At 70.7% G+C, this 24946-nt stretch carries 26 protein-coding genes and 1 pseudogene; 16 read left to right on the top strand and 11 right to left on the bottom strand.

The features are described 5' to 3' along the window. Positions 1-162: 162 nt before the first annotated feature. Complete coding sequence (locus tag ACFXGJ_RS07960; RefSeq protein WP_378617807.1) at positions 163-477, bottom strand: hypothetical protein; 315 nt, start codon at positions 475-477, stop codon at positions 163-165. Between the two features lie 276 nt (positions 478-753). Between ACFXGJ_RS07960 and ACFXGJ_RS07955 the strand changes: the two genes are divergently transcribed. After that, positions 754-1521, top strand: coding sequence for an SDR family NAD(P)-dependent oxidoreductase (locus ACFXGJ_RS07955; protein ID WP_378617806.1), 768 nt, complete (start codon positions 754-756; stop codon positions 1519-1521). A gap of 52 nt (positions 1522-1573) precedes the next feature. Here ACFXGJ_RS07955 and ACFXGJ_RS07950 read toward each other — a convergent pair whose 3' ends face one another. Both ACFXGJ_RS07950 and ACFXGJ_RS07945 read right to left on the bottom strand, forming a co-directional pair. Further along, complete coding sequence (locus ACFXGJ_RS07950; protein WP_378617805.1) at positions 1574-2230, bottom strand: YoaK family protein; 657 nt, start codon at positions 2228-2230, stop codon at positions 1574-1576. A 31-nt stretch (positions 2231-2261) separates the two neighbouring features. Then, positions 2262-3824: a TM0106 family RecB-like putative nuclease gene (locus ACFXGJ_RS07945; protein WP_378617838.1), complete on the bottom strand. Its 1563-nt coding sequence runs from the start codon at positions 3822-3824 to the stop codon at positions 2262-2264. Positions 3825-4063: 239 nt separating this feature from the next. Between ACFXGJ_RS07945 and ACFXGJ_RS07940 the strand changes: the two genes are divergently transcribed. The 6 genes from ACFXGJ_RS07940 to ACFXGJ_RS07915 all read left to right on the top strand — a co-directional run bounded on the left by ACFXGJ_RS07940 (position 4064) and on the right by ACFXGJ_RS07915 (position 7907). Further along, a complete protein-coding gene (locus ACFXGJ_RS07940; protein ID WP_378617804.1) occupies positions 4064-4681 on the top strand; it encodes a DUF6474 family protein in 618 nt (205 codons plus the stop codon). A gap of 19 nt (positions 4682-4700) precedes the next feature. Further along, on the top strand, positions 4701-5282 hold the full coding sequence (locus ACFXGJ_RS07935) for a hypothetical protein (protein WP_378617803.1): 582 nt from the start codon (positions 4701-4703) through the stop codon (positions 5280-5282). A 44-nt stretch (positions 5283-5326) separates the two neighbouring features. Next, positions 5327-5992 carry a YcnI family protein gene (locus ACFXGJ_RS07930; protein WP_378617802.1) on the top strand — a complete coding sequence of 222 codons (666 nt, stop codon included), beginning with the start codon at positions 5327-5329 and terminating at the stop codon, positions 5990-5992. Further along, positions 5989-6516 (top strand): copper resistance protein CopC, encoded by a 528-nt coding sequence (locus ACFXGJ_RS07925; RefSeq protein ID WP_378617801.1) that lies wholly within the window; start codon positions 5989-5991, stop codon positions 6514-6516. Before ACFXGJ_RS07930 ends, ACFXGJ_RS07925 begins: the two co-directional genes overlap by 4 nt. 5 nt (positions 6517-6521) lie before the next feature. Beyond that, a complete protein-coding gene (locus ACFXGJ_RS07920) occupies positions 6522-7472 on the top strand; it encodes a CopD family protein (protein WP_378617800.1) in 951 nt (316 codons plus the stop codon). Between the two features lie 75 nt (positions 7473-7547). Next, positions 7548-7907 (top strand): MmcQ/YjbR family DNA-binding protein, encoded by a 360-nt coding sequence (locus ACFXGJ_RS07915; RefSeq protein WP_378617799.1) that lies wholly within the window; start codon positions 7548-7550, stop codon positions 7905-7907. Between the two features lie 19 nt (positions 7908-7926). Here ACFXGJ_RS07915 and ACFXGJ_RS07910 read toward each other — a convergent pair whose 3' ends face one another. The 3 genes from ACFXGJ_RS07910 to ACFXGJ_RS07900 form a co-directional block, all read right to left on the bottom strand. Continuing rightward, the gene (locus ACFXGJ_RS07910; RefSeq protein WP_378617798.1) at positions 7927-9567 is read right to left on the bottom strand and encodes a DHA2 family efflux MFS transporter permease subunit; all 1641 of its coding nucleotides are present in this window, start codon (positions 9565-9567) and stop codon (positions 7927-7929) included. A 142-nt stretch (positions 9568-9709) separates the two neighbouring features. Further along, a complete protein-coding gene (locus tag ACFXGJ_RS07905) occupies positions 9710-10153 on the bottom strand; it encodes an SRPBCC family protein (RefSeq protein WP_378617797.1) in 444 nt (147 codons plus the stop codon). A 3-nt stretch (positions 10154-10156) separates the two neighbouring features. Continuing rightward, positions 10157-11710, bottom strand: coding sequence for a succinic semialdehyde dehydrogenase (locus ACFXGJ_RS07900; protein WP_378617796.1), 1554 nt, complete (start codon positions 11708-11710; stop codon positions 10157-10159). A gap of 230 nt (positions 11711-11940) precedes the next feature. Between ACFXGJ_RS07900 and ACFXGJ_RS07895 the strand changes: the two genes are divergently transcribed. The 4 genes from ACFXGJ_RS07895 (at position 11941) to rraA (ending at position 15356) form a co-directional block, all read left to right on the top strand. Then, positions 11941-13437, top strand: coding sequence for an adenylate/guanylate cyclase domain-containing protein (locus ACFXGJ_RS07895; RefSeq protein ID WP_378617795.1), 1497 nt, complete (start codon positions 11941-11943; stop codon positions 13435-13437). A 156-nt stretch (positions 13438-13593) separates the two neighbouring features. Continuing rightward, positions 13594-14370 carry a MerR family transcriptional regulator gene (locus tag ACFXGJ_RS07890; protein ID WP_378617794.1) on the top strand — a complete coding sequence of 259 codons (777 nt, stop codon included), beginning with the start codon at positions 13594-13596 and terminating at the stop codon, positions 14368-14370. Positions 14371-14455: 85 nt separating this feature from the next. Then, complete coding sequence (locus ACFXGJ_RS07885; protein ID WP_378617793.1) at positions 14456-14839, top strand: DUF5313 family protein; 384 nt, start codon at positions 14456-14458, stop codon at positions 14837-14839. A 37-nt stretch (positions 14840-14876) separates the two neighbouring features. After that, entirely contained in the window at positions 14877-15356 is a 480-nt protein-coding gene (gene rraA / locus ACFXGJ_RS07880; RefSeq protein ID WP_378617792.1) for a ribonuclease E activity regulator RraA, read from the top strand. Positions 15357-15408: 52 nt separating this feature from the next. On the opposite strand, the pseudogene ACFXGJ_RS07875 reads toward rraA, so the two are convergent. Together ACFXGJ_RS07875 and ACFXGJ_RS07870 are read right to left on the bottom strand one after the other, a co-directional pair. Next, positions 15409-15804, bottom strand: a pseudogene (locus ACFXGJ_RS07875) (L,D-transpeptidase); the annotation flags it as partial. A gap of 226 nt (positions 15805-16030) precedes the next feature. Next, positions 16031-16252 carry an RNA-binding S4 domain-containing protein gene (locus ACFXGJ_RS07870; RefSeq protein ID WP_378420763.1) on the bottom strand — a complete coding sequence of 74 codons (222 nt, stop codon included), beginning with the start codon at positions 16250-16252 and terminating at the stop codon, positions 16031-16033. A 47-nt stretch (positions 16253-16299) separates the two neighbouring features. Here ACFXGJ_RS07870 and lysX point away from each other — a divergent pair, with 47 nt between their 5' ends. Genes lysX through ACFXGJ_RS07850 form a run of 4 tightly spaced genes read left to right on the top strand, consistent with a single transcriptional unit; the run spans position 16300 to position 21791 of the window. Next, positions 16300-19629, top strand: coding sequence for a bifunctional lysylphosphatidylglycerol synthetase/lysine--tRNA ligase LysX (lysX, locus tag ACFXGJ_RS07865; protein ID WP_378617791.1), 3330 nt, complete (start codon positions 16300-16302; stop codon positions 19627-19629). Between the two features lie 8 nt (positions 19630-19637). Continuing rightward, a complete protein-coding gene (locus ACFXGJ_RS07860) occupies positions 19638-20351 on the top strand; it encodes a DUF998 domain-containing protein (RefSeq protein ID WP_378617790.1) in 714 nt (237 codons plus the stop codon). Further along, positions 20348-21175 (top strand): alpha/beta fold hydrolase, encoded by an 828-nt coding sequence (locus tag ACFXGJ_RS07855; RefSeq protein WP_378617789.1) that lies wholly within the window; start codon positions 20348-20350, stop codon positions 21173-21175. The genes ACFXGJ_RS07860 and ACFXGJ_RS07855 overlap by 4 nt, the downstream gene beginning before the upstream one ends. Before the next feature lie 4 nt (positions 21176-21179). After that, entirely contained in the window at positions 21180-21791 is a 612-nt protein-coding gene (locus tag ACFXGJ_RS07850; RefSeq protein WP_378617788.1) for a histidine phosphatase family protein, read from the top strand. Between the two features lie 10 nt (positions 21792-21801). Here the strand turns inward: ACFXGJ_RS07850 and ACFXGJ_RS07845 are convergent, their stop codons facing one another. Both ACFXGJ_RS07845 and ACFXGJ_RS07840 read right to left on the bottom strand, forming a co-directional pair. Further along, positions 21802-22098, bottom strand: coding sequence for a putative quinol monooxygenase (locus ACFXGJ_RS07845; protein ID WP_378617787.1), 297 nt, complete (start codon positions 22096-22098; stop codon positions 21802-21804). Positions 22099-22127: 29 nt separating this feature from the next. Continuing rightward, complete coding sequence (locus tag ACFXGJ_RS07840) at positions 22128-23045, bottom strand: cutinase family protein (RefSeq protein ID WP_378617786.1); 918 nt, start codon at positions 23043-23045, stop codon at positions 22128-22130. A 198-nt stretch (positions 23046-23243) separates the two neighbouring features. On the opposite strand from ACFXGJ_RS07840, the gene ACFXGJ_RS07835 reads away from it, so the two are divergent. Continuing rightward, positions 23244-23426: a hypothetical protein gene (locus ACFXGJ_RS07835; RefSeq protein ID WP_378617785.1), complete on the top strand. Its 183-nt coding sequence runs from the start codon at positions 23244-23246 to the stop codon at positions 23424-23426. A gap of 117 nt (positions 23427-23543) precedes the next feature. Here the strand turns inward: ACFXGJ_RS07835 and ACFXGJ_RS07830 are convergent, their stop codons facing one another. Continuing rightward, positions 23544-24899, bottom strand: coding sequence for an Ig-like domain-containing protein (locus ACFXGJ_RS07830; protein ID WP_378617837.1), 1356 nt, complete (start codon positions 24897-24899; stop codon positions 23544-23546). Positions 24900-24946 lie beyond the last annotated feature (47 nt).

Below are 24946 nucleotides of genomic sequence, written 5' to 3'. Positions count from 1 at the left end.
CTCACATAGCGACGAGCACGTCCGCGAAGGCGTGACTCAGCACGCGACACCGCCCGCCTGGGAACCCAGGACGGGCGGCTTGGCCGTCGATTGTGTGCGACTACGGACCCATGGGGATCTCATGCGGATCGTGCGCGGCAACAAACGCGGGAAGCTCCTCGCCTAAATCGGGCAATCATAGGTATTGGCGGTGCACGTGAACTTCTGGCTGCCAGTGTCTATCAAGCCGTTGTCGATCCAGGCGTCCAATAGATCTCCAACGCTGATCAGCACGGAGCCGGTCGCCTCGGCCGACGCCGTGTTCACGTCGCGCAACAGCGGGACATCCTCGGCCGACCCCGCACCAAGAGAACTGAAGTCCAGACTGTTTTGGAGTTCCACGGCCGACGCCGTGCCCCCGCCGAGGGCCAGACCCCCGCCGAGCAGAGCCCCGGCGACAAGGACAGACGCCCCACGGCGCACCAGATTTCGCAACATTCAAGTTCCTTCGTTCGAAGTGTGATGACCGGGGCAGCACACCCACGGAACGCCCCCCGACCGCGTCAGACTAGGGCCGGCCGGCTGCCGCCGTAGCGAAATCGAAAATCGGCATCTTCGCAGGTCAACCGTTATACGCAACGACTAACGCCGGCTGGATCAGCACAGCTGGCACACTGTTCGGTGAACCGTTGTTAACCAGACTCACGACCGGGCGCTATCGTTCAGGTCACTACCGGTCGGCCAACGGTGGCCGCCAGAAAAGAGGATCGAACAGTGGAACTCCAGGGAACCGCGGCACTGGTCACCGGTGCGGCCTCCGGTCTCGGCGCCGCCACCGCCAAGCGCTTCGCCGACGCCGGCGCGACCGTCTTCGGGCTCGACCTCGCCCAGTCCATCGAGCGCGCGGGTGACAGCGTCCCGGCCGGCATCACCCTCATCCCGACCGACGTCACCAGCGGCGACGAGGTCCAGGCCGCCGTCGACCAGATCGTCGGCTCCGGCGTGCCGCTGCGCACCGTCGTCAACTGCGCCGGCGTCGGCTGGGCCGGCCGCATCCTGTCCAAGAACGGCCCGCACGACCTCGAGCTGTTCCGTACGGTCATCACCGTCAACCTGCTCGGCACCTTCAACGTGATGCGCCTGGCCGCCGACGCGATCGCCAAGACCGACGCCGTCGACGAGACCGGCCAGCGCGGCGTCGTCATCAACACCGCGTCCGTCGCCGCCTTCGAGGGCCAGATCGGCCAGATCGCGTACTCCGCCTCCAAGGGCGGCGTGCACGGCATGACCGTCCCGGCTGCCCGCGACCTCGCGCAGTACGGCATCCGGGTCAACACCATCGCCCCCGGCATCATCGACACCCCGATGCTCGCCGGCGTCACCGACGAGTACCGCAAGGGCCTCGAGGCGGGCGTCCCCTTCCCGTCCCGCCTGGGCAAGCCCGCCGAGTACGCGCAGCTCGCGCAGATGATCGTCGAGCACGACTACCTCAACGGCGAGACCATCCGCATGGACGGCGCCCTCCGCATGGCACCGCGCTGAGCGACGAACAGTCGGGCGCGGGCGTGCAGCCAGCCGGGTGCACGCCCGCGCCTCACCGCTCGTCGACGAAGAAGAGCACCAGCGCAATACCGAGTGTCGCGGCCGGAATCCACGCCGCCGGACCACCCAGGACCCTCGTGCACACCGCCCCGATCACCGCACCGGCGGCGAAGCTGCCGATGATCGCGGCATAGACCGCGGTCGACCTCAGCGATTCGCGGTCCCGGTCGACGAGGCCCGCGTACGCGGCTTCCGTGAACCGCATGAGGTTTCCGGTCGTCGCGATCGCGATGTACGACAGCGTGCCCACGGTGCGGAAGAGTCCGATCTGCATCGCGGCCACGAAGGCGATCGGGACCGTGACCAGGGCGTCCGGCACGCTCCCCGGCACGAGGCCGACCGCCACCAGTACCACGATCTGAGCGGCGACGGCGAACCGGATCGGGTACCGCACAACACGTTCCGCTCGCGAACTCTTGAGCAGATTCGCGAACGCGACACCCACCACGAACGCGAGGATCGGCCACACATGAGCCAGCGCCGCGTGCCAGTGCCGGTCCGACAGGTCGATGCCCATCAGGATCACGTTGCCGGTCTGCGCGTTCGCGAACACGCCACCCCGACTGACGTAGGTGTAGGCGTCGAGGAACCCGCTCGCGACCGTCAGGAGCAGGGCGAACCGCAGCGACGTCGAGGTCTGGGTCGTCACGCCGCACTCCTTTCCGTCGCCGGCCGCGCGCTCAGAGCTCCGAAGCGAGCGGTACCTCCACCTCGGCTCGGTCGGTCATCCACTCCCGCAACACCTTTGTCGCCCGCACGTCGTCCTCGTTGTAGACGAACAGCCGTTCGCGCTGGTCGAGGTTCGGCTCCCCGTCGTAGCCGACCGCCTCCCGGTACCAGCTCATCGACGCCTCGCCGCCGGCCTCCGCGTCCCGCCAGTGGAACCCCGCCACCGGCGCGATCTTCTTGAGCCCCTTGCCGTTCGGGCAGATGAACTGCTCGCTGACGGCCTGGTAGATGTCCACCCAGTGCGGTCCGTTGATGAAGGCCTTGACCTGTGCGACGGTGGGGATGCCGGGCATCCCCGCGAACCGGGTCGCGGAGTCCAGCAGCCACTTGTCCTCGGCCGACCGCGAATAGCAGTAGGCAGCAAAGGTTTTCCCCGCAGCCAGGGTGGACTCGAGGGTGTCGGTGAGCCAGGTCCAGAACTCGGCGAACGACCGGGCCTCGTCGAGCGTGGGCACCGGGTCCCAGGTCACGAACGGGCGGTACGGCTGCGTCACGCCCGCCTCGGTGAGCAGCGTGCCCCACAGGTACGCCCCGTGCTCCTGGTAGCTCTCCATGTCCACGTCGACCTCGACGTCCGCGCGCACCACCGTCACCTCAGGCTGGCGCCGCACCAGCGGGACCCCCGCCAGCCAGGCCTTCGCGAGCACCACGGTGTCCTCGAACCCGTTGCCCTGCCACTCCTCCGGCGCCGGGCCTTCCCAGGCGGCCAGCGCCTCGATGGTCCGCACGCCGACGCCGCGGAGCACCTCCGCCCGCGACCCCGTCGCCACCAGGCTCACGTCCCGCGCCTCGGTGAGGAGCGCCCTGCACTCCGGCCACCACGGACAGGACCGGCACTCGCCGACCTGCGACGGCGCGGTGGCCCGCTCCCCCCGCGCGACCGCGAGGCGGTCCTCGAACCGCTCGTCGTACTGGTCCATGATCGCGGCGAGGTCGTGCACCAGGATGCACTCGCCGCCGTACCCGATCGCGCCGCCGAGCGCGGCCGGGCTGGCGTACCCGTGCGTCTGCAGCATCCGGTAGATCTGGGCGAGCCGGAACTGGTCGCGAAGCTGGGCGCGGACCTTCCGGTCCGGGTCGGTGGCGGGGGCCCACTCGTCGAGCCCGGACGTCACCGCGCCGCTGCCCGGATCGGTGACCTTGTGGTTGACCACGATCACCGGGATGTACCCGCCGCGGGCGGCGTCCCGGAGCAGCAGTTCGGCGCGCGCGCGTCGGCCGGTGTCGAACTCGAGCGGCAGCACCGCACCCCAGATCCGGTCGACGCCGTCCGCGCACGCCCGCATCGTCGCGTCGGCCCGCTCGCGCGCAGGCGCGTCCTGGTCGACGCTCACCCAGGTGTGCGTGCCACCCGACATCAGCCGCTCGCGGGTCGCCTCGCGGTAGGCACGGGCCGCCTCGCGACGTTGCTGAACCCCGATGTCCTCGGGGACGTTCGCCACCGCGGCCGGATTGCCAGTGTCCAGGTGAACCCGGTGCCGGCAGCCGGTGAGGGCCCGCGGGTCGATGAGCACCGGTCGCCGCGTGCCCTGGGTCGCGGGCAGATCGCCGCCCGCGACGCCGGTCTGATCCCGCGACGCCTCGTCCCGCCCGTCTTGCCATGTATTCACGATGACGAGATTATGGTCCGCCGGACCGACAGCCCGCATCGTGGCGGCGGTCTCGACTCCCCCGCTGGCCCCGGCACCGGCGCAGATAGGCTGTCCGAGGCAGTGTGCCGGCGCTCGAGCACCAGACTTAAGGGGCCTATCGCATGGGTTTGTTCAGGAAACGCAAGACACGCGCGACCCGCCGTGCCGAGGCGAAGGCGCTCAAGCACAAGGCCAAGGTGGAGGCGAAGCTCGGCGCCCGCAACGATCGCAAGCGGATGCGCAGCGAGGAAAAGTCCGCCAAGAAGATCGAGAAGGCACAGCTCGCGACGCTGAAAGCGCAGGAGAAGGCGGCCGAACGCACCGGGTTCAGCGTCGGCCAGCTCCGCCGCTACCTCGGCATCGCCCGGCTGCTGACCCCCGTGCTGGCACCGCTGGCGTACCGCGGCGCGGTGCTCGTGCGCGGCCAGCTCGACCAGCAGCGCGCCGCCAAGATGGGCATCGCGCCCGAGGAGCTCGGCAACTTCACCGGTCACGGAGCGCAGCTCAGCGCCCGGATCGCCGGGGCGGAACGCTCCGCCAACGACATCTCGGCGCAGTTCGACGACGCCGAGACCGCCCGCTTCACCGCCGCGATCCGGGGGAGGCTCACCGAACTGACCACCGCGGTTCGCGCGGCCGAGCAGATGCCCACGCCGCGCCGCAAGTCCGCTCACCAGGCCATCTCCGCCGAGCTCGACGGCATCGAGGCCGACGTCCTGGCCCGTCTCGGCGTGCGCTGACCCCGGACCACCCCGCCCGATGCCGACCGCCCGCACCGCACCGACCGCCGCACCGGCGCGTCGGCCTGCGCGGCTGCGCGGCGCCGCGGTCGGCGCGCTGACCGCGGCGCTGGCCGTGGCCGGGCACGGTGTCGGCGGCGGGGGTTACCCCAGCACCGCCGCGTTGACCCTGCTCGTGCTCGGCTGCGCGGGGGTCGGGGGGCTCACCACCGGCCTCGGCTCCGGTCGTGCCGGCGGCCGCGCCGGACTGCTCGGGGCGCTGGCCGCCGGGCAGCTGGTCGGACATCTCGCCCTGTCCAGCGCCCTGAGCCAGGCCACCGCGGGCGGCCACCAGCACGCCGGCACCGACCTGTCCTCGCGCGGACTGTCGATGCTCGCCGGTCACGCGGCGGCGACCGTCGTCTGCGCGGCGGCGATCGTCGCGGCCGAACGCCTGTACGGCCCGATCACCCGCGTGCTGCGGGCCGTCCTGCGCGGACCGTCCGCGGCGGTGCGTGCGTCAACCGCCCGTCCGGCGAGCGGGTCGCGCGCCGCGGCGCGGCGCGACCTGCTCGCGTTCGCCATCTCGAGACGGGGACCGCCCGCGGCCGCGCCCGCGTGACCGCAGTCCCCACCCCTTCATCTCGAGAGAAACGACAACCACACATGAAGACCTCCCTTTCGCGTGCCCTGATCACGGTCGGCGCGACCGGCGGCGTCCTGCTGCTCGGCACCGGCGTCGCCTCCGCACACGTGACCGTCGGCGCGCCCGGCGCCGCGCAGGGCGGCTACACCGTCCTCACCTTCAAGGTGCCCACCGAGTCCGAGACCGCCGGCACCACCAAGCTGACGGTGACACTGCCCAACCTGAAGTCGGCGCGCACCGAGCCGATCCCGGGCTGGACCGCACAGGTGACCAAGGACCCCGCCTCCGGCGAGGCCACCGCCGTGACCTGGACCGCCGACCCCGGAGTCGCCGTCGGTCCCGGCCAGTTCCAGCAGTTCGCGCTCTCCGCCGGACCGCTCCCCAAGCAGGACGAGGTCTCGTTCCCCGCGGTCCAGACCTACAGCGACGGCCAGGTCGTCGACTGGAACCAGCAGCCGGCCGCCGACGGCAGCGAACCCGACAAGCCCGCGCCCAGCCTGACCCTGACCGCCGCGGGCGAGACCGGCGACGCACACGGGGCGGCGCACGATGCCGAGGCCTCGGACAGCGACTCGGGCGATGCCACGGACACCACCGCCCGCTGGCTCGGCGGCATCGGCCTGGTGCTCGGCGCCCTCGGCGCGGCCCTTGGCATCGGCGCGACCGTCCGAAGCCGGCGCTCGTGAGCGCGCGGTTGCGGCTGCTCGCCGCCGCAGTGCTCGCGGTCCTGGCCGCGCTGGTCGGTGGCGGCGTCGCCGGCGCGCACTCGGTGGTGACCGGGTCGGTTCCCGACAACGGCGCCTCCGTGGCGACCGGCCCGGCGCAGGCGTCGGTCACGTTCAACGAGCCGCTGCAGTCCAGCTTCGCCACCATGACGGTGGTCGGACCGGACGGGAACCTGTGGTCGAAGGGCGACCCGACGGTGCAGGGGCAGACGATCAGCGTCCCGGTCGGCGACCTCGGCCCCACCGGCGAGTACACGATCGCCTTCCGGGTCACCTCCGCGGACGGGCACCCGGTCAGCGGCACCCGGACCTTCACCCTGACCGCCGCGGGCACCGGCACACCCGGCGCCAAGGCGGGCGGGTCGAGCACCTCCGGCGGCGAGGGGTCCGGCGGCGTGCCGCTGTGGCCGTTCATCGCGGGAGCGGTCGTGGTGTTCGGCGGCGGGCTGGCGTTCGCGCTGCGCCGGCCGCGCGACAAGGGCTGACGACGGTGAGCGGCACGGTCCGCCGGACCTCGCCGGGCCTGCTGCTGCTCGCCGCACCGGCCGGGCTCGCCGGGGTGGGGCTCGCGTGGCTGTTGGCCACACCGGACGGCCCGGAGGCGTCGAGCCTGATCCGGGTGCTCTCGGACTGCCTCGGTGCGACGGTGCTCGGGGTGACCGTGCTCACGTGGCTGCAGCGCTCGCAGCGCCGACCGGTGGTCGACCGTTCGTCGCTGTGGCGCCCCCTGGCGGCGCTGGCCGGCGCCTGGACGATCGCCGAGGCGGCGCTGCTGGTCGCGGCGGCCGCCGAGACCAGCGAGGTCGGCGCGTCCGCGTTGTCGTCGACGACGTTCGGCCGGTTCGTCGGGCAGATCAGCGCCGGCCAGATCGGCGCCGCGGTGGTCGGCTGCACCGCCGCGGTCACGGTGGTCGCCGCGGTGGCGTTCCGGCGCGATGCGGCGTGGCCGCTGACCCCGGTCGCGGTGCTCGCGACGGTCGCGCTGCTCGCCCGGCCCGTCACGGGCCACATGTCCGCGCAGGCGCTCGGGTCGGTGTTGGTCGCCGCGCACGTGCTGGCCGCGGCGCTGTGGCTGGGCCCGCTGGCCGCGATGGCGCTGCTGCTGCGGGCCCGGGGCGCCTGGGCCGTGCTGCTACCGCGCTACTCGGACCTGGCGTGGCGTTGCGTGGCGGCGCTCGCCGTGACCGGGGTGGTCGACGCGGCCGTCAAACTCGGCGACGTCGAGGCGCTGGTCCTCACCGGATACGGCCGGATCCTGCTCGCCAAGGTCGCCGCGCTGATCGGGCTGGGTGCGCTCGGCTGGTGGTGGCGCCGCAACTGGGTGCCCGCCGCGGGCGCGCACCGCGTGACGGCGGACGACTCCCTGCGCCGCGCGGTGGTCGAGGTGGTCGCGATGGCGGTCGCGTTCGGCCTCGCGGCGGCGCTGGCGACCACCGCGTAGCGCTGCGCGCCCGGGCGCGATTTCACCCCACCCGGCTACCGGTCGCGCACCGGCGCGAAGCGCTATAAAGAGCACATGCCTTCGGAGAAGTTCGCGCGCGAGCTGATGTTGGCCCTACCCGAGGTCGAAGAGGTGGTGGTCGCGAATTGGGGCGACCAGCCCACCTTCCGGGTGCGCAACAAGATGTTCGGACTCCTCGGACACGGGGCGCCGACGGTCTGCCTCAAGGCCACCCTCGCGGACCAGGCCGGGCTGATCGACGAGAACGCCGACGTCTTCCGGGTGGCACCGTTCTTCGGGCGGTGGGGCTGGGTCGACGTGGTGCTGGACATGGTGGACCCCGACCTGCTGGCCGAACTCGTCGAGGAGGCGTGGCGGCTGACCGCCCCCAAGCGGGTGGTCGCGGCGTTCGACCGCGCGCGGGAGGGGAACTGAGCAGCCGCCGGCCGATCGGCTACCTTCGGCGGGTCCGCGCGCTCAGGGCCACCGAGCTGGCGAGGCCCAGCGCCAGGAACCCGGCAGCGACGAACAGCGAGGTGCGGGTGGCGTCGCCGAAGCCCTCGGACAGCGCGGTGGTCACCTCCGGGCCGGCCGGCCCGAGCTTGCCCTCGTCGCCCTGCTCGCGCAGACCGGAGATGGTGCCACCGGCCGAGTCGCGGGTGGCGGTCACCAGCTGCTCCTGCACCGGCGGCGGCACCGCGGTGACCGGCTCGAGGCGATCGGTCAGGTTGTGCGCCAACGCGACCGAGAGCACCGCGCCCAGGATCGCCGAGCCGAGCGCGGCGCCGAGCTGCCGCACGGTGCTCTGCGTCGCCGAGCCCTGGCCCGACTTCTCGGTGGGGATGTCCGCCAACACCGTCCCGGTCAACTGCGCCGACGCCAGACCGAGTCCCGCGCCGTACACGGCGAGCAGCACGGCGAGCAGCCACGGGGACACCGTGGAGGAGATGAACAGCGCCACCACGACCACGCCCACGGCCTCGAGCGCCAGGCCGAGGATCACCGTTCGCGGCGCCCCGATCGCCCCGGCGATGTGCCGTGCGGCGGCGCCGGATCCGAAGGCGCCCAACGCCATCGCCGCCAGCACCAGGCCCGCGCCCATGGTCGACAGGCCGAGCGCGTTGACCAGGAACAGCGGCAGCACCAGCAGCAGGCCGAACTCTCCGATCGCGACCGCCAGGGCGGTGAGGTTGCCCCAGGTGAAGGTCGGCACCGAGAACAGGCTCAGATCGAGGAGCGCGGACCGGTGGCTGCCTCGGGCCCGGTGCCGTTCCCACACCACGAACAGCACCAGGCACACCAGCCCGATCGCACCGACGACCGGGACCACCGACACCGGAGCGTCGGCCGGCCAGTCGAATCCGAACACGCTGAACTCGGCGATCGGCTTCCACCAGCCGAGGCTCTGGCCCTCGATGAGCGCGAAGATGACGCCACCGAACCCGATCACGCTGAGCAGCAGACCGTCGACGTCGAGGCCGGGCTCGGTGATGGTGGCCTTGGTCTCCCGGACCGCGAACAGCGCACCCACGACCACGGCGAGCCCGATCGGGATGTTCACCAGGAAGATCCACGGCCAGCTGAAGTAGGTGGTCAGCCAGCCGCCGAGCAGCGGGCCGACGGCCGCCATGCCGGAGATGACCGCGCCCCAGACCGCGAACGCAACGATCCGGTCCTTCCCGCGGAAGGTGGCGTTCACGCTGGAGAGGGTGGTCGGCAGCACGAACGCGCCGCCGACGCCCTGCACCACCCGCGCCACGATCAGCGAGGTCGCACTGGTCGCCATCGCGGCGAACAGGCTGCCGGTCAGGAACACCAGGACGCCGAGGATGAACATCCGGCGCCGGCCGAGCCGGTCACCGAGCCGGCCCGCGGTCAGCAGCAGCGCCGCGAACACCACCGAGTAGACGCTGTTGACCCACTGCGCGTCGGTCAGATCGAGGTTCAGGTCGGTGATGATGACGGGCAGCGCGACACCGACGATGGTGCCGTCGATGACGATCATCGACAGGCCCGCCGCGAGCACACCGAGGCCGATCCAGGCGCGGCGGTCCGCCCTCGGCTCGGCGTCGATCTCGCTCGACTCGGTCGACATTTGGTCCTCCCTGATGGAATCGCGGCGCCGAACGCAATTTCGGCGCGACGCCTCGAGTCCACCAGGAATTCGCCGACACCGCAGCGCGACTCACTGACGGCGGGCGGAGTTCAATCCTTCGATTGATCCCGCCCGCCGGGGGTCAGGCCTCCAGGTACCGCTTCATCTTCTCCAGCGTCGTGTGCATGCCCGACTGCATCAGATGGTCGCGGTCCCTGCCGATCAGCTTCGACCGCTGCACGAGGCGCACGTACCAGGCCGGTGTCCCGTAGATCTCGCGAGTCTCGGTGAGCCTGGTGCCGGTGTCGGACGGTTCGAGCAGGTACGTCCAGCGCGCCTTCGGTTCGTCGACTTCGAACGAGAACCTCTGTCCGGCAACGGCATCGACGACGGTGCAGTGAGTGGTCCAGCGCACCGGGCCGTGCCGGTTGCTACCGGTGAAGGTGGCACCGGCCGTCCCCGGTTCACCTCCGGTCCACCGACCGCCGGTGTTCTCCGGACTGAACCGCCGGTAGCCGGCGATGTCGGTGACCACGTCCCACACCCTCTCCGGCGGCGCCTCGACGTGGACGCTCGCGGTGTCCACCGGTCAGCGACCCGGCAGGTACTGCATGGTCTTGATGAACGGGGCCAACAGCTTCGCCCACACCTTCGGCGGCATGCCCTTCGGCCCGCCGAGGTTCAGCAGGCGGGTGGTCGCGATCGTCTGCGACTCGGTGTACTTGAGCAGCCCGTCGACGCCGTGCCGGCGACCCACGCCCGAGACACCCATGCCGCCCATCGGCGCGGCGGTGCTGCCCCAGGCCGGACCGTAGCCCTCGTCCACGTTGACCGTGCCGGCCTGCACTCGAGCGGCGATGGCCTCGCCCTCGGCCTTGCTGCCCGCCCAGACACTGGCGTTGAGGCCGTACTCGGTGTCGTTGGCCTTGGCGACGGCCTCGTCGACGTCGGCGACCGGGTAGATCGACACCAGGGGACCGAACGTCTCGTTGCGCGCGCACTCCATCTCTTCGGTGACGCCGGTGAGCACGGTCGGCTCGTAGAACAGCGGGCCGAGGTCGGGGCGGGCCTTGCCGCCGGCGACGACGGTCGCGCCCTTGACCACGGCGTCGTCGACGTGCCCGGAGACGGTCTTGACCTGCGCCTCGGAGACGAGGCTGCCCATTTCGACGCCGAACTCGTAGCCCGGCGCGAGGGTGATCTTCTTGACCCGCTCACCGAAGATCCGGGTGAACTCCGCGGCCACCGGCTGCTCGACGTAGATCCGCTCGATGGAGATACACAGCTGGCCCGAGTTGGAGAAGCAGGCCCGCACCGCGGCGTCGGCAACCTCGCGCAGGTTCGCGCCCTTGGTCACGATCATCGGGTTCTTGCCGCCGAGCTCGGCGGAGAAGCCGATCAGGCGGCGGCCTGCCTGCTCGGCGAGCAGCTGCCCGGTCGCGGTCGAGCCGGTGAACATCAGGTACTCGGTGTTCTCGACGATCGCGGTGCCGACGACCGAACCCTGACCGGGGACCACTGCGAACAGCTCGCGCGGCAGTCCCGCCTGGTACAGCAGCTCGACACAGGCCAGCGCGCAGTAGGGGGTCTGGCTGTCCGGCTTGATCACCACGGCGTTGCCGGCGAGCAGCGCGGCGATGGCGTCGGAGACGGCGAGGGTCATCGGGTAGTTCCACGGCGAGATGACGCCGACGACGCCCTTCGGGTGGTGCCGGACCACGGTCTTGGTGAGGCCGGGGAGCATGCCCTGCACCCGCTTGGGCTTGAGCGCCTTGGGGGCCAGCTTCGCGTAGAACCGGGAGGTCATCGAGATGTCGAGCACCTCCTCGAGCGCGGAGGCGCGGGACTTACCGGTCTCGGCCTGGGCCATGTCCATCAGCGCGTCGCGGTTCTCGAGCACCAGGTCGCGGTAGCGGTGGAAGATGGCGGCGCGGTCGGCGGGCGAGCGCCGGGCCCACTCGCGCTGGGCGACGCGGGCGCGCTCGATGGCGGCCTTCGCGTCGGCGGCGGTACCGACGGGGACGGTGGCCAACTCCCGCCCGGTGAAGGCCTCGACGACGGGGCGCGTCGGCCGGTTCGCCGCGTCGGGGATGGCGATCAGTTCGGCGAGCCGTGCGAAGGTCGAGGCGGACGGAGCAGGCATTTCTTACCCCTACTGGTTAGTAGTTTTCGTGGTTACAGACAACCTACCGCGTCCGTGGTCGCGGTCACAGAGGATGGGCGAGAGCCGGGACCGGCGGATCGGCGATCACACACCTTCGGACAACGGCACACCCCTGCTGCGCCCGCAATACCTGTGTGCGGTCGCGAAAAGATGTGTGCCGCCGCCCCGGTCACGCCTGTGCGACGCGGCACCGCGACTAGCCTGGAGCCATGGACCCGCCGGGGACCAGGTACGTCGAGCGTGACGGGCACGCGCTCGCATACCAGGTGGTGGGCGAGGGCGGCGTCGACGTGGTCCTGTTCCTCGAGATCGGCCTCCACCCCGACCTCATGTGGACCGACCCGCACATCCACTACCTCTTCGAGCGGATGTCCACGTTCGCTCGGACCGTGTACTTCCAGCGGCGCGGCCTCGGCCTGTCCGACCCGGTCGACCACATCCCCACCCTGGAGCAGCAGGCCGACGACGTCCTCGCGGTGATGGACGAGGTCGGCATGCGCGCGGCCACGATGGTCGGCATCGGCAGTACCTGCGGTCCGCTCGCGCTGATCGCGGCCCGCGCACCGGACCGCGTCACCGGCCTGGTGCTGCAGCAGCCGTTCGTCGAGGGCGTGCTCCGCGAGGGCCCCGACCTTCCGCACGGCTGGGACCGCGCGTCCCGCGATCGCTTCGTCGACGGCTGGCGGGCCGTCTACGAGAACTGGGGTTCGGGCCAGCTCATGTCCATGTGGGATCCCACCGAGGATTCACCGTTCAATCGGCGGCTGATGGCGATGCTCGAGCGCTGCTCCGCCACCCCCGCGACCGCCCGCGCCCACCTCGAGTGGCTGTTCCGGATCGACTGGTCCGACGCGCTCCCCTCGATCCAGTGCACGACCCGAGTCCTGCATTTCGCGGCGAGCCCGGTGCCCGAGGAGGTCTCCCGGTACGTCGCGGACACGATCCCGCACGCGACGCTGCACACGTTGCCCACCGCCCAGCCCGGCTCCTCGCTCGGCGAGGCGTGGGTGCCGATCGTCGACCACATCGAGGTGCTCGCCACTGGTGTCAGTCGGCCCGTCGACGCCGATCGGTTCCTCGCGTCGGTCCTGTTCACCGACGTCGTCGGCTCCACCGAGCGGCTCGCCCAGATCGGCGACGTCGCCTATCGCGACCTGCGCGCCACTCACGAACGCCAGGTTCGCGACGAGGTCGAGCGCGCCGGGGGCCGGCTGGTGAACGTGACCGGGGACGGCACCTTCAGCGTCTTCGACGGCCCGGCGGCGGCGGTGCGCTGCGCCGCGCGGATATGCCACGACGCAGCCACCCTCGGGCTCGACGTGCGGGCAGGGGTGCACGCGGGCGAGGTGGAACGTACCGGGTCGGAACTGACGGGCATGACCGTGCACATCGGCGCACGCATCGGGGCCACGGCCGGACCCGGCGAGGTGCTCGTGTCTCGGACCGTGCGCGACCTGGTCGTCGGGTCCGGGCTCGGCTTCGTCGCCCGCGGTGAGCGCCCCCTCAAGGGCGTCCCGGGCCACTGGCCGCTGTACGCATTGGCCGACACCGAGCCGGAGCAGACGCCCCTCCCCCGAAAGGCGCCGAGCCTGACCATGATCGACCGCACCGTGCTCCGCACGGCCCGCCGGGCGCCGCAGATCCTGCGGGCCGCGGTGACCATGGCGAACGCGCATCAACGCCGGCAGTCCCGAAACGCGAACTAGGCCGGGGAAATGGACCCGCGGGTAGTGCGCGCGGCCGGCCGCGTCGCGGCCTCCTTCCAGCACCACCGCGCCCGATGACGGGCGGCGGACCGCTGCGAGCGGCACGATGGGTGCGGACTTGACCCTCACGTGGCGGGAGGCTGCACGGTGGTTGGTGTGAGCGAGAACAGGGAGTCCCGGCTGACCGTCGGCGAGGTGGCCCGGCTCGTCGGGGTGAGCGTGCGGACGCTGCACCACTACGACGAGATCGGGTTGGTCACCCCGTCGGGTCGCACGCCGTCCGGCTACCGCAGCTACTCGGCGCCGGACGTCGAGCGCCTGCACCGGGTGCTGACCTACCGGGAACTCGGCTTCCCCCTCGAGGAGATCGCGACCCTCCTCGACGATCCGTCCGCGGACGCGTTGGCGCATCTGCGACGGCAGCGCGAGTTGTTGGCGCAGCGGATCGATCGCTTGCATCAGATGGCCGCGGCCGTGGAGAAGATGATGGAGGCGAAACAGATGGGTATTCAGCTGACCCCCGAGGAACAGCGCGAGATCTTCGGGGACGACTGGCTCGGCGAGGAGTACGCGGCCGAGGCCGAGCAGCGCTGGGGCAACACCGATGCCTGGAAGCAGTCCCAGGCGCGCTCGGCGACGTTCAGCAAGGACGACTGGAAGGCCGTCAAGGCCGAGGCCGACCAGCTGAACCTCGACCTCGCGGCGGCCCTGGCCGAGGGCGTGGCGGCGGACTCGGACCGGGCGGCGGCGCTGGCCGACCGGCACCTCGAGAGCATTCGCAGGCATTACGACTGCGGCTACGACATGCAGGTGTGTCTCGCGGAGATGTACGTCGCCGACGAGCGGTTCCGGCAGCACTACGACGACGTCGCGGCCGGCCTCGCGCAGTACCTGCACGACGTGATCGTCGCCAACGCGGCCCGGCACGGCTGACCCCGGACTCCCCGCACGCTCGTCGGCCCCGCGCACCGTCGGGGCCGACGGGTGTCCGACGGCTCGGCAGCCCTACCCTTGAGGCATGCCCGACCAGCGCAAACCCAGCTTCGGCCAGTACCTCGGCTACCTGTTCGGCCGGACCCTGCCCGACTCCATGCAGGACTGGGTACGCAACGACCTGGTGGGCCGGGGCGCCTCGGTGCGCTACGTGGTCCGGTTCACGGTTCCCCTGATCCCGCTGTTCCTGGCGTTCTACCTGCTGATCCCGGGCGAGCGCTGGATCCCGCTGGCGATGATGGCGCTGCTGCTGTTCCCGGTGCTGTACTTCGCGATCGCGCTGATGAACATCTATCGCCGGCATCGCCTGCTCGCACACGGCCTCGACCCGGAACTTCTCAACGCGAAGGCGCAGCGCCGGGTCGAGCGCACCCGCGAGGACTACGAGCAGCGGCACGGTCGCGGCTAGCTAGGCTGTTGCCCGTCCGTAGACGAAGGGAAGACACATGAGCGAGCAGGTAGCCACCGCCGATCTGGCCGACGAGATCGGCCCCGACATCCGCAGCTGTGACACCCAGTTCATCCAGTTCGGTGGCAACGCAGTGTTTTCCGGCCGTATCACCACCATCAAGTGCTTCCAGGACAACCTGCTCGTCAAGCAGACCCTCGGCGAGCCCGGCAACGGCGGGGTCCTGGTCGTCGACGGCGACGCGAGCGTCCACACCGCGCTGGTCGGCGACATCATCGGCGGCAAGGGCGTCGCCAACGGCTGGGCGGGCGTGATCGTCAACGGCGCCGTTCGCGACTCGGCGATCCTGCGAACCCTCGACATCGGCATCAAGGCTCTGGGCACCAACCCCCGCAAGAGCACGCAGACCGGCTCCGGCGAGAAGAACGTGCCGGTCTCCTTCGGCGGCATCACCTTCAACCCCGGCGAGATGGTCTACAGCGACCACGACGGCGTCGTCGTCCGCGCCGAGGACTGACGCTCGAGAGTGCAGCGGGACACCGCTGCACTCTCACCGGCGGCGGACCGGTTCAGTCCACCACGGTGACCAGGTCACCGACGCTGACGTGGTCGAAGAACCACTCGGCGTTCGCGGGGCTCAGGTTGATGCACCCGTGACTGACGTTCTCGTAGCCCTGCTGCTCGACCGACCACGGCGCGGAATGGACGAAGATGCCACCCCACGTGATGCGCACCGCGTACTCGACGTCGAGGCGATAGCCCTCCGGAGAGTCGACGGGAACGCCGTAGGTCGACGAGTCCATCACCATGCTGCGGAACTTCTCGAGAACCTGGAAGGTCCCGAGCGGCGTCTCGTGTCCGGGCTTGCCCATCGACGCCGGCATCGTCCTGACCTCGCCGCCGAGGTCGACGGTGAACTGGTGCGTGGAGACGTTCGCGACTGCGACGGGACTGCCGGCAACCTGCGTTCCGGGGCCGTCGGCGGGGGCCGCTCGAGCCGCGTTGCCGACGCCGAACAGCACCACCGCGGCGACCGCGACGAGCACCCGCGCACTCTGTTTCGACCACATGGCTTACCCGCCCTTCGGAAAGACGCGGCTAGCCCTATCAGTCAAGCACTCCCGTCTCCCCGGCAACAGAGCCGAGGACAACTCGCCGGGCCAGCGTCCGCCCGGCACGGCAACGGGGTAGCTACTCCCGCGCGACCCGGGCGCTCATGCCGCCGATCTCCACGACGTCGCCCTCCCGCAGCTGTCGGCCGCGGCGCACCTCCGGCTCGCCGTTGACGCTGACCAGACCGTCCGCGATGACACCCTTGGCCTCCGCGCCGGAATCGATCAGGTTGGCCAGTTTCAGGAACTGACCGAGCCGGATGGACTCGTCGCGGATCGGGACGTCTTCGGGCGCTGGCATACCCCCATCCTCCCCCACCCCCACCCGGAACCCTTCACACTGGGTACATGACGCCGACCACGACCAGCAAACTTCCCGGGGGTCCGGCCCGGCCACCGGTCCGCGCTCTCGGCAAGCCGCCGAACGGTCGCCTCAGCCAGGTGCCGCACATCGCGGGGCTCGTGGTCGGGATCGTCTCGATCCTGGTTTTCCTGTGGAGCCTGTCGCCGGTGCTGCGTTTCCTGACCCGGGTGCCGCGCGAGTACCTCGACGCGTACTACCTCGACGCGCCGGACACCAGCTTCGCCTGGGCCCTGGTCCTCGCCCTGCTCGCCGCCGCTCTCGCCAGCCGCAAACGGATCGCCTGGTGGTTGCTGACGATCTACCTGACGCTCTTCTCCATCGTGAACGTCGCGCAGGTCGCGATCGACCGCGACCTCAACGCGGTCGGCGCCCTCGTCGTGCACGTGGCGATGGTCGCCGTGCTCGTCGCCGCGCGCCCGCAGTTCTACACGCGGGTGCGTCGCGGTGCCGGCTGGAAGGCCCTCGGAGTCCTCGTCGCCGGGCTCGCCATCGGAACCCTGCTCGGCTGGGCGCTGGTCGAGCTGTTCCCCGGCACCCTGCCGCAGAGCCAGCGACTGCTCTGGGCGGTCAACCGGGTGGCCGGTGTCGTGGTGGTCGGCAACGAGCAGTTCGACGGTCGCACACACGGTTTCGTCAACACGGCGCTTGGCCTCTTCGGAGCCCTCGCGCTGCTCGCCGCGGTCATCACGCTGTTCCGGTCGCAGCGCTCGTCGAACGCACTCACCGGTCACGACGAGTCGGCCCTGCGCGGCCTGCTGGCCCGCTACGGGGCCGACGACTCGCTCGGATACTTCGCCACCCGACGCGACAAGGCCGTCGTGTTCGCGCCGAGCGGCAAGGCCGCCGTCACCTATCGCGTGGAGCTCGGGGTGTGCCTGGCCAGCGGCGACCCGATCGGCGACGAGGAGGCGTGGCCGCACGCCGTCGACGCGTGGATGGACCTCGCCTCGACCTACGGCTGGACGCCCGCCGTGATGGGGGCCAGCGAGCTCGGCGCAACCGCCTACAACCGGGCCGGGCTCAACGTTCTGGGGCTCGGCGACGAGGCCATCCTGCACACCCGCGACTTCAATCTGAACGGCCGGGAGATGCGCCAGGTCCGCCAGGCCGTGAATCGTGTTCGCAAACACGGCATCTCGGTCCGGATCCGACGGCACCGGGACGTCCCGCCGGAGGAGATGGCGCAGGCGATTACCCGTGCGGATGCGTGGCGCGACACCGAGACCGAGCGCGGCTTCTCGATGGCACTCGGCCGGCTCGGCGACCCCGCGGACGGCGATTGCCTGCTGGTCGAGGCGATCGACGAGGAGGGCGGCGTCCAGGGCATGCTGTCCCTGGTGCCGTGGGGAACGACCGGTGCCTCCCTCGACCTGATGCGACGAAACCCGTTGGCGCCCAACGGAGTGGTCGAGCTGATGGTCACCGACCTCGCGACCGGCGCGGACAAGTTCGGCGTCACCAAGATCTCCCTGAACTTCGCCGTCTTCCGGGCCGTGTTCGAGGAGGGAGCCCGCATCGGCGCCGGACCGGTCCTGCGCGTGTGGCGTTCGGTGCTGGTGTTCTTCTCGAAGTGGTGGCAGCTCGAGGCGCTGTACCGCTCCAACGTGAAGTACCAGCCCGAGTGGGCGCCGCGATACCTGTGCTTCTCGGACAGTCGCGTGCTACCGAAGGTCGGGGTGGCCTCGGCGGTGGCGGAAGGATTCGTCACCCTGCCGCGGCTGCGCAGGCGCGACGTCAGCAAACACACCGGCGTGTACGAAGCCGTGCCTGCCGCGGTGGCCGCGGCGGTGCTTCTGCACGAGGACGGCAGCGCTCCCGACGTCCCGATCACCGAGGCCGCCGAGGCGGCCGGACCCCGGCGGCCGGAGCAGGTGCGGGTGCGGATGGACAAGCTTGCCCGGCTCACCGAGGCCGGAATCGACGGCTACCCGGTCGCCTGTCCGCCGACCCACACCGTCGCCGCGGCCGCCGGTTCGCCCGAGGGCACCCAGGTTCGCATCGCGGGCCGGCTCGTGCGGATCCGCGCGTACGGCGGCGTCGCGTTCGCCGTGGTGCGGGACTGGTCGGGCGACCTCCAGGTGCTGTTCGACCGCACCACCGTCGGGGACCGTCTCGACGAGTTCACCTCCGACTTCGACCTCGGCGACCTGATCGAGGTGAGCGGCACCATCGGCCGCAGCCGCAAGGGTGAGCTGTCCCTGCTCGCCGTCGAGTGGCGGATGAACGGCAAGTGCCTGCACCCGCTGCCGGACAAGTGGAAGGGCCTGTCCGACCCGGAGACCCGGGTGCGCCAGCGGTACGTGGACCTCGCGATCAACGCCGACGCCCGTGACTTGCTCGTCGCGCGCAGCGCCGTGGTCAAGTCGCTGCGCGACAGCCTGACCGCGCGCCAGTACCTCGAGGTGGAGACGCCGATCCTGCAGCGGGTGCACGGCGGCGCCAACGCGGCGCCGTTCCTGACCCACATCAACGCCTACCACCTCGACCTGTACCTGCGGATCGCGCCGGAGCTGTACCTCAAGCGGCTCTGCGTGGCTGGCATGGAGCGGGTGTTCGAGATCGGCCGTGTCTTCCGCAACGAGGGCGTCGACTTCAAGCACAACCCCGAGTTCACGATCCTCGAGGCCTACGAGGCGCACAGCGACTACGAACAGATGATGGTGCTCTGCCGCGAGCTCATCCAGGCGGCCGCGGTCGCGGCACACGGCCGCGAGATCATCCTGCGGCCGGATCCCGACGGCAAGCTCGTCGAGGTCGACATCTCCGGGCAGTGGCCGGTCAAGACCATGCACGGGGCCGTCTCGGAGAAACTGGGCGTCGAGGTCACCGCGCAGACCCCGATAGAGGAGCTGCGCCGGCTCTGCGACAAGCACGAGATCCCGCACCAGGCGGGCTGGGACGCCGGCGCGGTGGCGCAGGAGATGTACGAGCACCTGGTCGAGGGACAGACCGAGTTCCCCACCTTCTACACCAACTTCCCGACCTCGATGTCGCCGCTGACCAGGCCGCATCCGACCATTCCCGGAGTTGCGGCAAAGTGGGACCTGGTGGCGTGGGGCATCGAGCTGGGCACCGCGTACAGCGAACTGACCGACCCGATCGACCAGCGCGCCCGGCTGACCGAGCAATCGCTGCTGGCCGCGGGTGGTGACGAGGAGGCAATGGAATTGGACGAGGACTTCCTGCAGGCGCTCGAGCACGCGATGCCCCCGACCGGTGGCCTCGGGATGGGGGTGGACCGCGTGGTCATGCTGATCACCGGCGGCAGCATCCGCGAGACCCTCGCCTTCCCGCTCGCGAAGCCGCGCCAGTGATCGGCGAGATGACTCCCGCGTCCACGGTCGCCACCGAGGATCCGCAACGACGGGGCCGGGCGGCGCTGGTCGCCCTGCTCGTCCTAGGCCCGATCCTCTACTCGACGTGGCTGCTCGGATGGTTCCTGAGCTCGCACCTCGACCAGTCCCGGGCCTACGCCAGCGAACTCGCCGCGCTGGACCAGCCGTGGGGCCTGTTCTACCGCACCGGCGACCTGCTCACCGGCATCGTGCTCACCGTCGCGGCGGTGCTGGCGGTGTGGCTGCGCCCGCGACGACTGCTGACCACGATCGGCTGGATCGGCCTGGGGGTCTTCGCGGTCTCGACGATCCTGGACTCGCGTATGCCGCTGGACTGCGCGGCCCACGCCAGCGCGGCCTGTGCCGCGCGGGAGCAGGCCGGCCTGCTCGACGAGTCCCGCTTCCTGCACGCCTCGACCAGCACCATCGCCGCGACCGCCGCCGCGGTGTCGGTGTTCGCCTTCATCATCGCCGCCTTCCGCTACGGCTGGCCGCGGTGGACGCGATGGTCCGGGCTGGCGGTGGTCGTGGTGTACATGATCGGCAACGCGTGGACCCTGTTCGCCATCGACATGGACGGCCGCGGCGACGAAGTGTGGCTGCTCGGCTACGCACAACGACTGCAACTCGTCGCCGTCACCGGATGGATCGTGTACCTGGCCGCGATCGCCGCGAGGGAGTGGCGTCGAGGTTCCACGTGAAACCGGCCGGAAGATCATTGCAGGTCAACGGGTCCGAACTGCACGTCGTGGTGGACGGGGGCGGGCCACCCGTGCTCCTGTGCGGCGGCCTCGCCGGCAACTGGTTCGACTGGGACGCGGTCACCCGGGCACTCGAACCCGACCACACTGTGATCCGGTTCGACCGGCCCGGGTTCGGGCTCAGCGCCCCCACCGGCCTGCCGCCGACGGCGCGCGGCGAGGCCGCGCGGATCTCGGCGCTACTCGATGCGCTCGGGGTCGTCGACCCGGTCCTGATCGTCGGGCACTCGATGGGCGGCTGGTACGCGGAGACTTTCGCCAGGCTGCACCGCGACCGGGCCGCGGGTCTGGTGCTGCTCGACGCGAGTGTGGAGCCACCACGACAGCCTGCGCTGCCGTCACGCTGGCGGTACGGACTGGCCGCGGCGACCGCCGGGCTCGTGTCCGGACTCGGCTTGCAACGACTGTGCGGGCCGACGGTGCACCGGCTCGCCCACCAGTCCGAGCCGGACGCCGCGACCGCCGCGCTGATGGAGCGGATCGTCACCCGGCCGAGCTACCTGCGCGCGGTGCTGATCGAGAACGCCGCCTACGCGGATCTGCCCGCCGAGATGGTGCCGATCCGCGGCGAGGGTCCCCTGCCCGACACCCTGGTCGTCGCCGCCGACCCGGGCCGGCCGTGGTCGGGCGCGTGGCTCCGTACGCAGCGCGGGCTCGCCACGGAACTCGGTGCGCATTTCGAGGTCCTGCGGCCCGCCCGGCACACCGCCATGATCGACCGGCCCGCCGCCGTCGCCGCCCTGATCGCGGGCATGACAGGGTGAACCGGTGCAACTGCTGCTGATCCGCCACGCTCTGCCGGAGCGCATTCTCACCGCCGACGCACCCGCAGGCGCCGACCCCGCCCTCACCGCCGAGGGTCGGGCCCAGGCGGCGAGGTTGCCCGGGGCCCTGGCCCCGTACCCGATCTCGGCGATCGTCAGCAGCCCGCAACTCCGGGCCAGGGAGACCGCGGCGCCGCTCGCGACGGCGCTCGAGCTGACCGTCACCGCCGACCCCGACCTGGCCGAGTACGACTACGGCCGCTCGCACTACGTGCCGATCCACGAGGCCAAGCAGATCGCGCCGGACACCTACGCCCGAATCCTCGCCGGGCACCTGCCCGACTTCGTGGACGCGGCGGCCTTCCGATCCCGGGTCCTCGACGGGATCGACCGGGTGATCGCGAGCGCGGAGCACGAGGACACCGTGGCGGTGATCGCGCACGGCGGGGTCGTCAACGTGTACCTACAGCACCTGCTCGGCCTCGACCGGCCGCTGACCTTCCCGATCGACTATGCGTCGGTGACCCGGATCCTGGTGTCCCGTAACGGCAACGCCCGGCCCGCGTCGATCAACGAGACGGGGCACGTGCGGGACCTGCTGGCCCGTCACCGCTGAGGTCGGACCGCTACGAGGACACCGGCGTCAGCGGATGAATCGCCGGTGCGCCCGCCAGGTGCGGGCCGAACGTCGCCAGCGCGGCCTGCAGGTGCGGAGCGGCCAGGTGCGCCTGCAGCGCCTCCTGACCGGTCCACACCTCGATGGTGACGAAGGTTCCTGGCGCCGAGGACGATTCGTACAGGTCGTACGAGACGCAACCCTTCTCCGCACGGCTGGCGGCGGCGAGGGCAGACAGGCCCTCGCTCACCGCCGCTTCCGATCCGGGCTCGGCGACGATGGTGGCGACCACCCTGAGCTCAGACATTCGCTCTCCCAATCGCTCGCGGCCTGACGTCAGGCCTTGCCCCGAAGCCAGCCGGCCAGCCAGGTGCCGGGGGTGTTCCCCGCGGCGTCGACCGTGTAGTGCCAGTAGCTCTGGTGCACCCCGGAGCCGTAGAACTGCTCGAGCTGCCCGATCCGCTGATCGTTCGCCTGATCGCTCAGCTGGTTCTGCAGGGCGGGGATGCCGCCCGCACCGAGCAGGTCGCTCCAGATGGCACCGGCCTGCGGCACGTAGCTCGTCGAGTCCGAGGAACCCGGATCGGAGTTCACGGCCGCCGCCCCCGCCAAACGGGTGACGAAGTCGGTGCGCTCCGTGGAGCAGTAGAGGTCGCCCGGGGCGCAGAACGTCACGGTTCGGTCGCTGATCCACCCGAATCCGCCGAGCCGCGGTCCACCCGCGCCGTTGCCCGGCACCCGCGGACCGATCAGCGCGTCGGTCTCCGAGCGGCGCGGATCCGACAGCAGGCCCACGCCCGCAATCTTTTCGGGCCGGATGGTGCTGGTTCCGGTGCCGATCTCGGCGGCGAGGTCGCCCGCGGCGTCCGCACCCTGGCTGTAACCGATGATCGCGAACCGGGTGCCGGCACACCGCTGCTGCATCGCCTCGAGCATCCCGCGGGCGTTGTCCGTCGCCTGCTTCTTCGACGCCCCGTACACCTCGCCCTCCCAGGGGAAGGCCGTCGCAACGTAGGTGACGTAGTCGGAACGGATGTTCGCCCCGCCGAGGCGGTCCGTCACCTGAGCCAGCATGCCCGGCCCCGGCTGCTTGTCTGCCTTGTTGGACGTCTCCCAGGTACCGGGCACCGCCACCACGTACAGACTCGGGCAATCCCCGGCCGGAGCGGCCTGCGCCACGGCACCGGAAACGAACAATCCGGCGGCGGCCGCGGCACACGCTGCGACGATGGCCGAGAACTTCTTCACACGCATGACTGGCCCCCAAAGTACTTACGAATTCGTCCGACCTACCAGGTGTCGATGGTCGCATCGAAATGTGTCGAAATGATGCACAAACGGTGAAGAAACGTTACCGCAGCGGACCGCCGATTCGCAGCCAACGTCGGCCGAACAATGGACAAATACGGCGCCCGAATCCGGCCGCCTGAGCGTCGCGGGCAGAATCGAGGCATGGTCGACACCCCCGTGCTCCTCACCATCGGTTCGGTCTGCGTGGGATTCGTCCTGTTCGTGACCGCCGCCAGCGGCGCCCGCGGCGGCTGGCACCGCGGGTTGGTCATCGCCCTGTTCGTCGCCGCGGTCTGCTTCCTCACCGCCGTACCGCTCACGGTCGCGCTCACCGCAGGGGTGTAGCGCCCGCACGATCCGCTTCCCGAGAACTGCGGGAATGCAGAGTGCGCCGCCAGACTCGACCGGCGACGCACTCTGCATGTGATCCGGGACTACCTGCCTATCCCGGCGTCACCTGGATCAGGACCCGAAGATGTTCTCGAGGCTGCCGACGCTGCCCGTGCCACCACCGGTACCCGGACCGTCCGGGACCGTCACCGTCCGCACGGCCGCGGCCGAGTCGGTGAAGCCTTCCGCACCGTGGAACTCCGCCGTGACCGCGAACGTGCCCGCGGCGTCGAAGGTGTGCGGGAGGGTTGCAACACCGTTGACCACGGCCACCGGGGAACCGATCGCGACGCCGCCGATCTTGAACTGCACGGTGCCGTTGGCATTGGCCGGGGTGGTGGTCGCCTTCAGCGTCACCGTGTCACCCTTGGCGACGCTGCCGATCGCGTCGAGCGTGGTGGTGGTGACCACGTCGTTGGGCGACGGAGCCGACACCACCACCGACTTCGCAGCCGACACCGAATCGTGGAACCCCGCACCCGCCGTGAACGCCGCCGTGATCGAATGCGACGCCACCGTGTCGAACGTGTGCGCCAACGTCGCCACACCACCCGAAACAGCAACCGGCCCACCGATGTTCACATCGCCATCCTTGAACTGCACCGTACCCACCGCCGCAGCAGGAGCAACCGTCGCAGTCAGATCAACCGACGCACCCGTCAACGCCGTCGCCGGCACCGACAACTCCGTCGTGGTGTTCACGATCGGAGCCGTGACGTCGATGTTCGAGGCCGCCGACGTCGAGCTGACGAATCCCGGGCCCGCGGTGAAGACCGCAGTAATGCTGTGCGCACCGACCGTGTCGAACGTGTGCGGCAACGTCGCGACGCCACCACTGACCGGAATGACCCCGCCGATGTTGTTCGCACCGTCCTTGAACTGCACGGTGCCCACCGCGTTCGCCGGCCCGACGTTCGCCGTCAGGTCCACCGACGTGCCCGTGACGGCCGTCGCCGGCACCGCCAGCGTCGTCGTCGTGGTCGCGTCCGGAGCCGACACCACGACCGACTTCGCAGCCGACACCGAATCGTGGAACCCCGCACCCGCCGTGAACGCCGCCGTGATCGAATGCGACGCCACCGTGTCGAACGTGTGCGGCAACGTCGCCACACCACCCGAAACAGCAACCGGCCCACCGATGTTCACATCGCCATCCTTGAACTGCACCGTACCCACCGCCGCAGCAGGAGCAACCGTCGCAGTCAGATCAACCGACGCACCCGTCAACGCCGTCGCCGGCACCGACAACTCCGTCGTCGTCTCCACGATCGGAGCCGACACCACCACCGACTTCGCAGCCGACACCGAATCGTGGAACCCCGCACCCGCCGTGAACGCCGCCGTGATCGAATGCGACGCCACCGTGTCGAACGTGTGCGCCAACGTCGCCACACCACCCGAAACAGCAACCGGCCCACCGATGTTCACATCGCCATCCTTGAACTGCACCGTACCCACCGCCGCAGCAGGAGCAA

Origin of the sequence: Rhodococcus sp. NPDC059234 (genome assembly GCF_042754225.1) — a bacterium.
Classification (GTDB): Bacteria; Actinomycetota; Actinomycetes; order Mycobacteriales; family Mycobacteriaceae; genus Rhodococcus_G.
The sequence above is the reverse complement of the archived record's forward strand: the minus strand, read 5'-3'. Positions and strand labels throughout refer to the sequence as shown.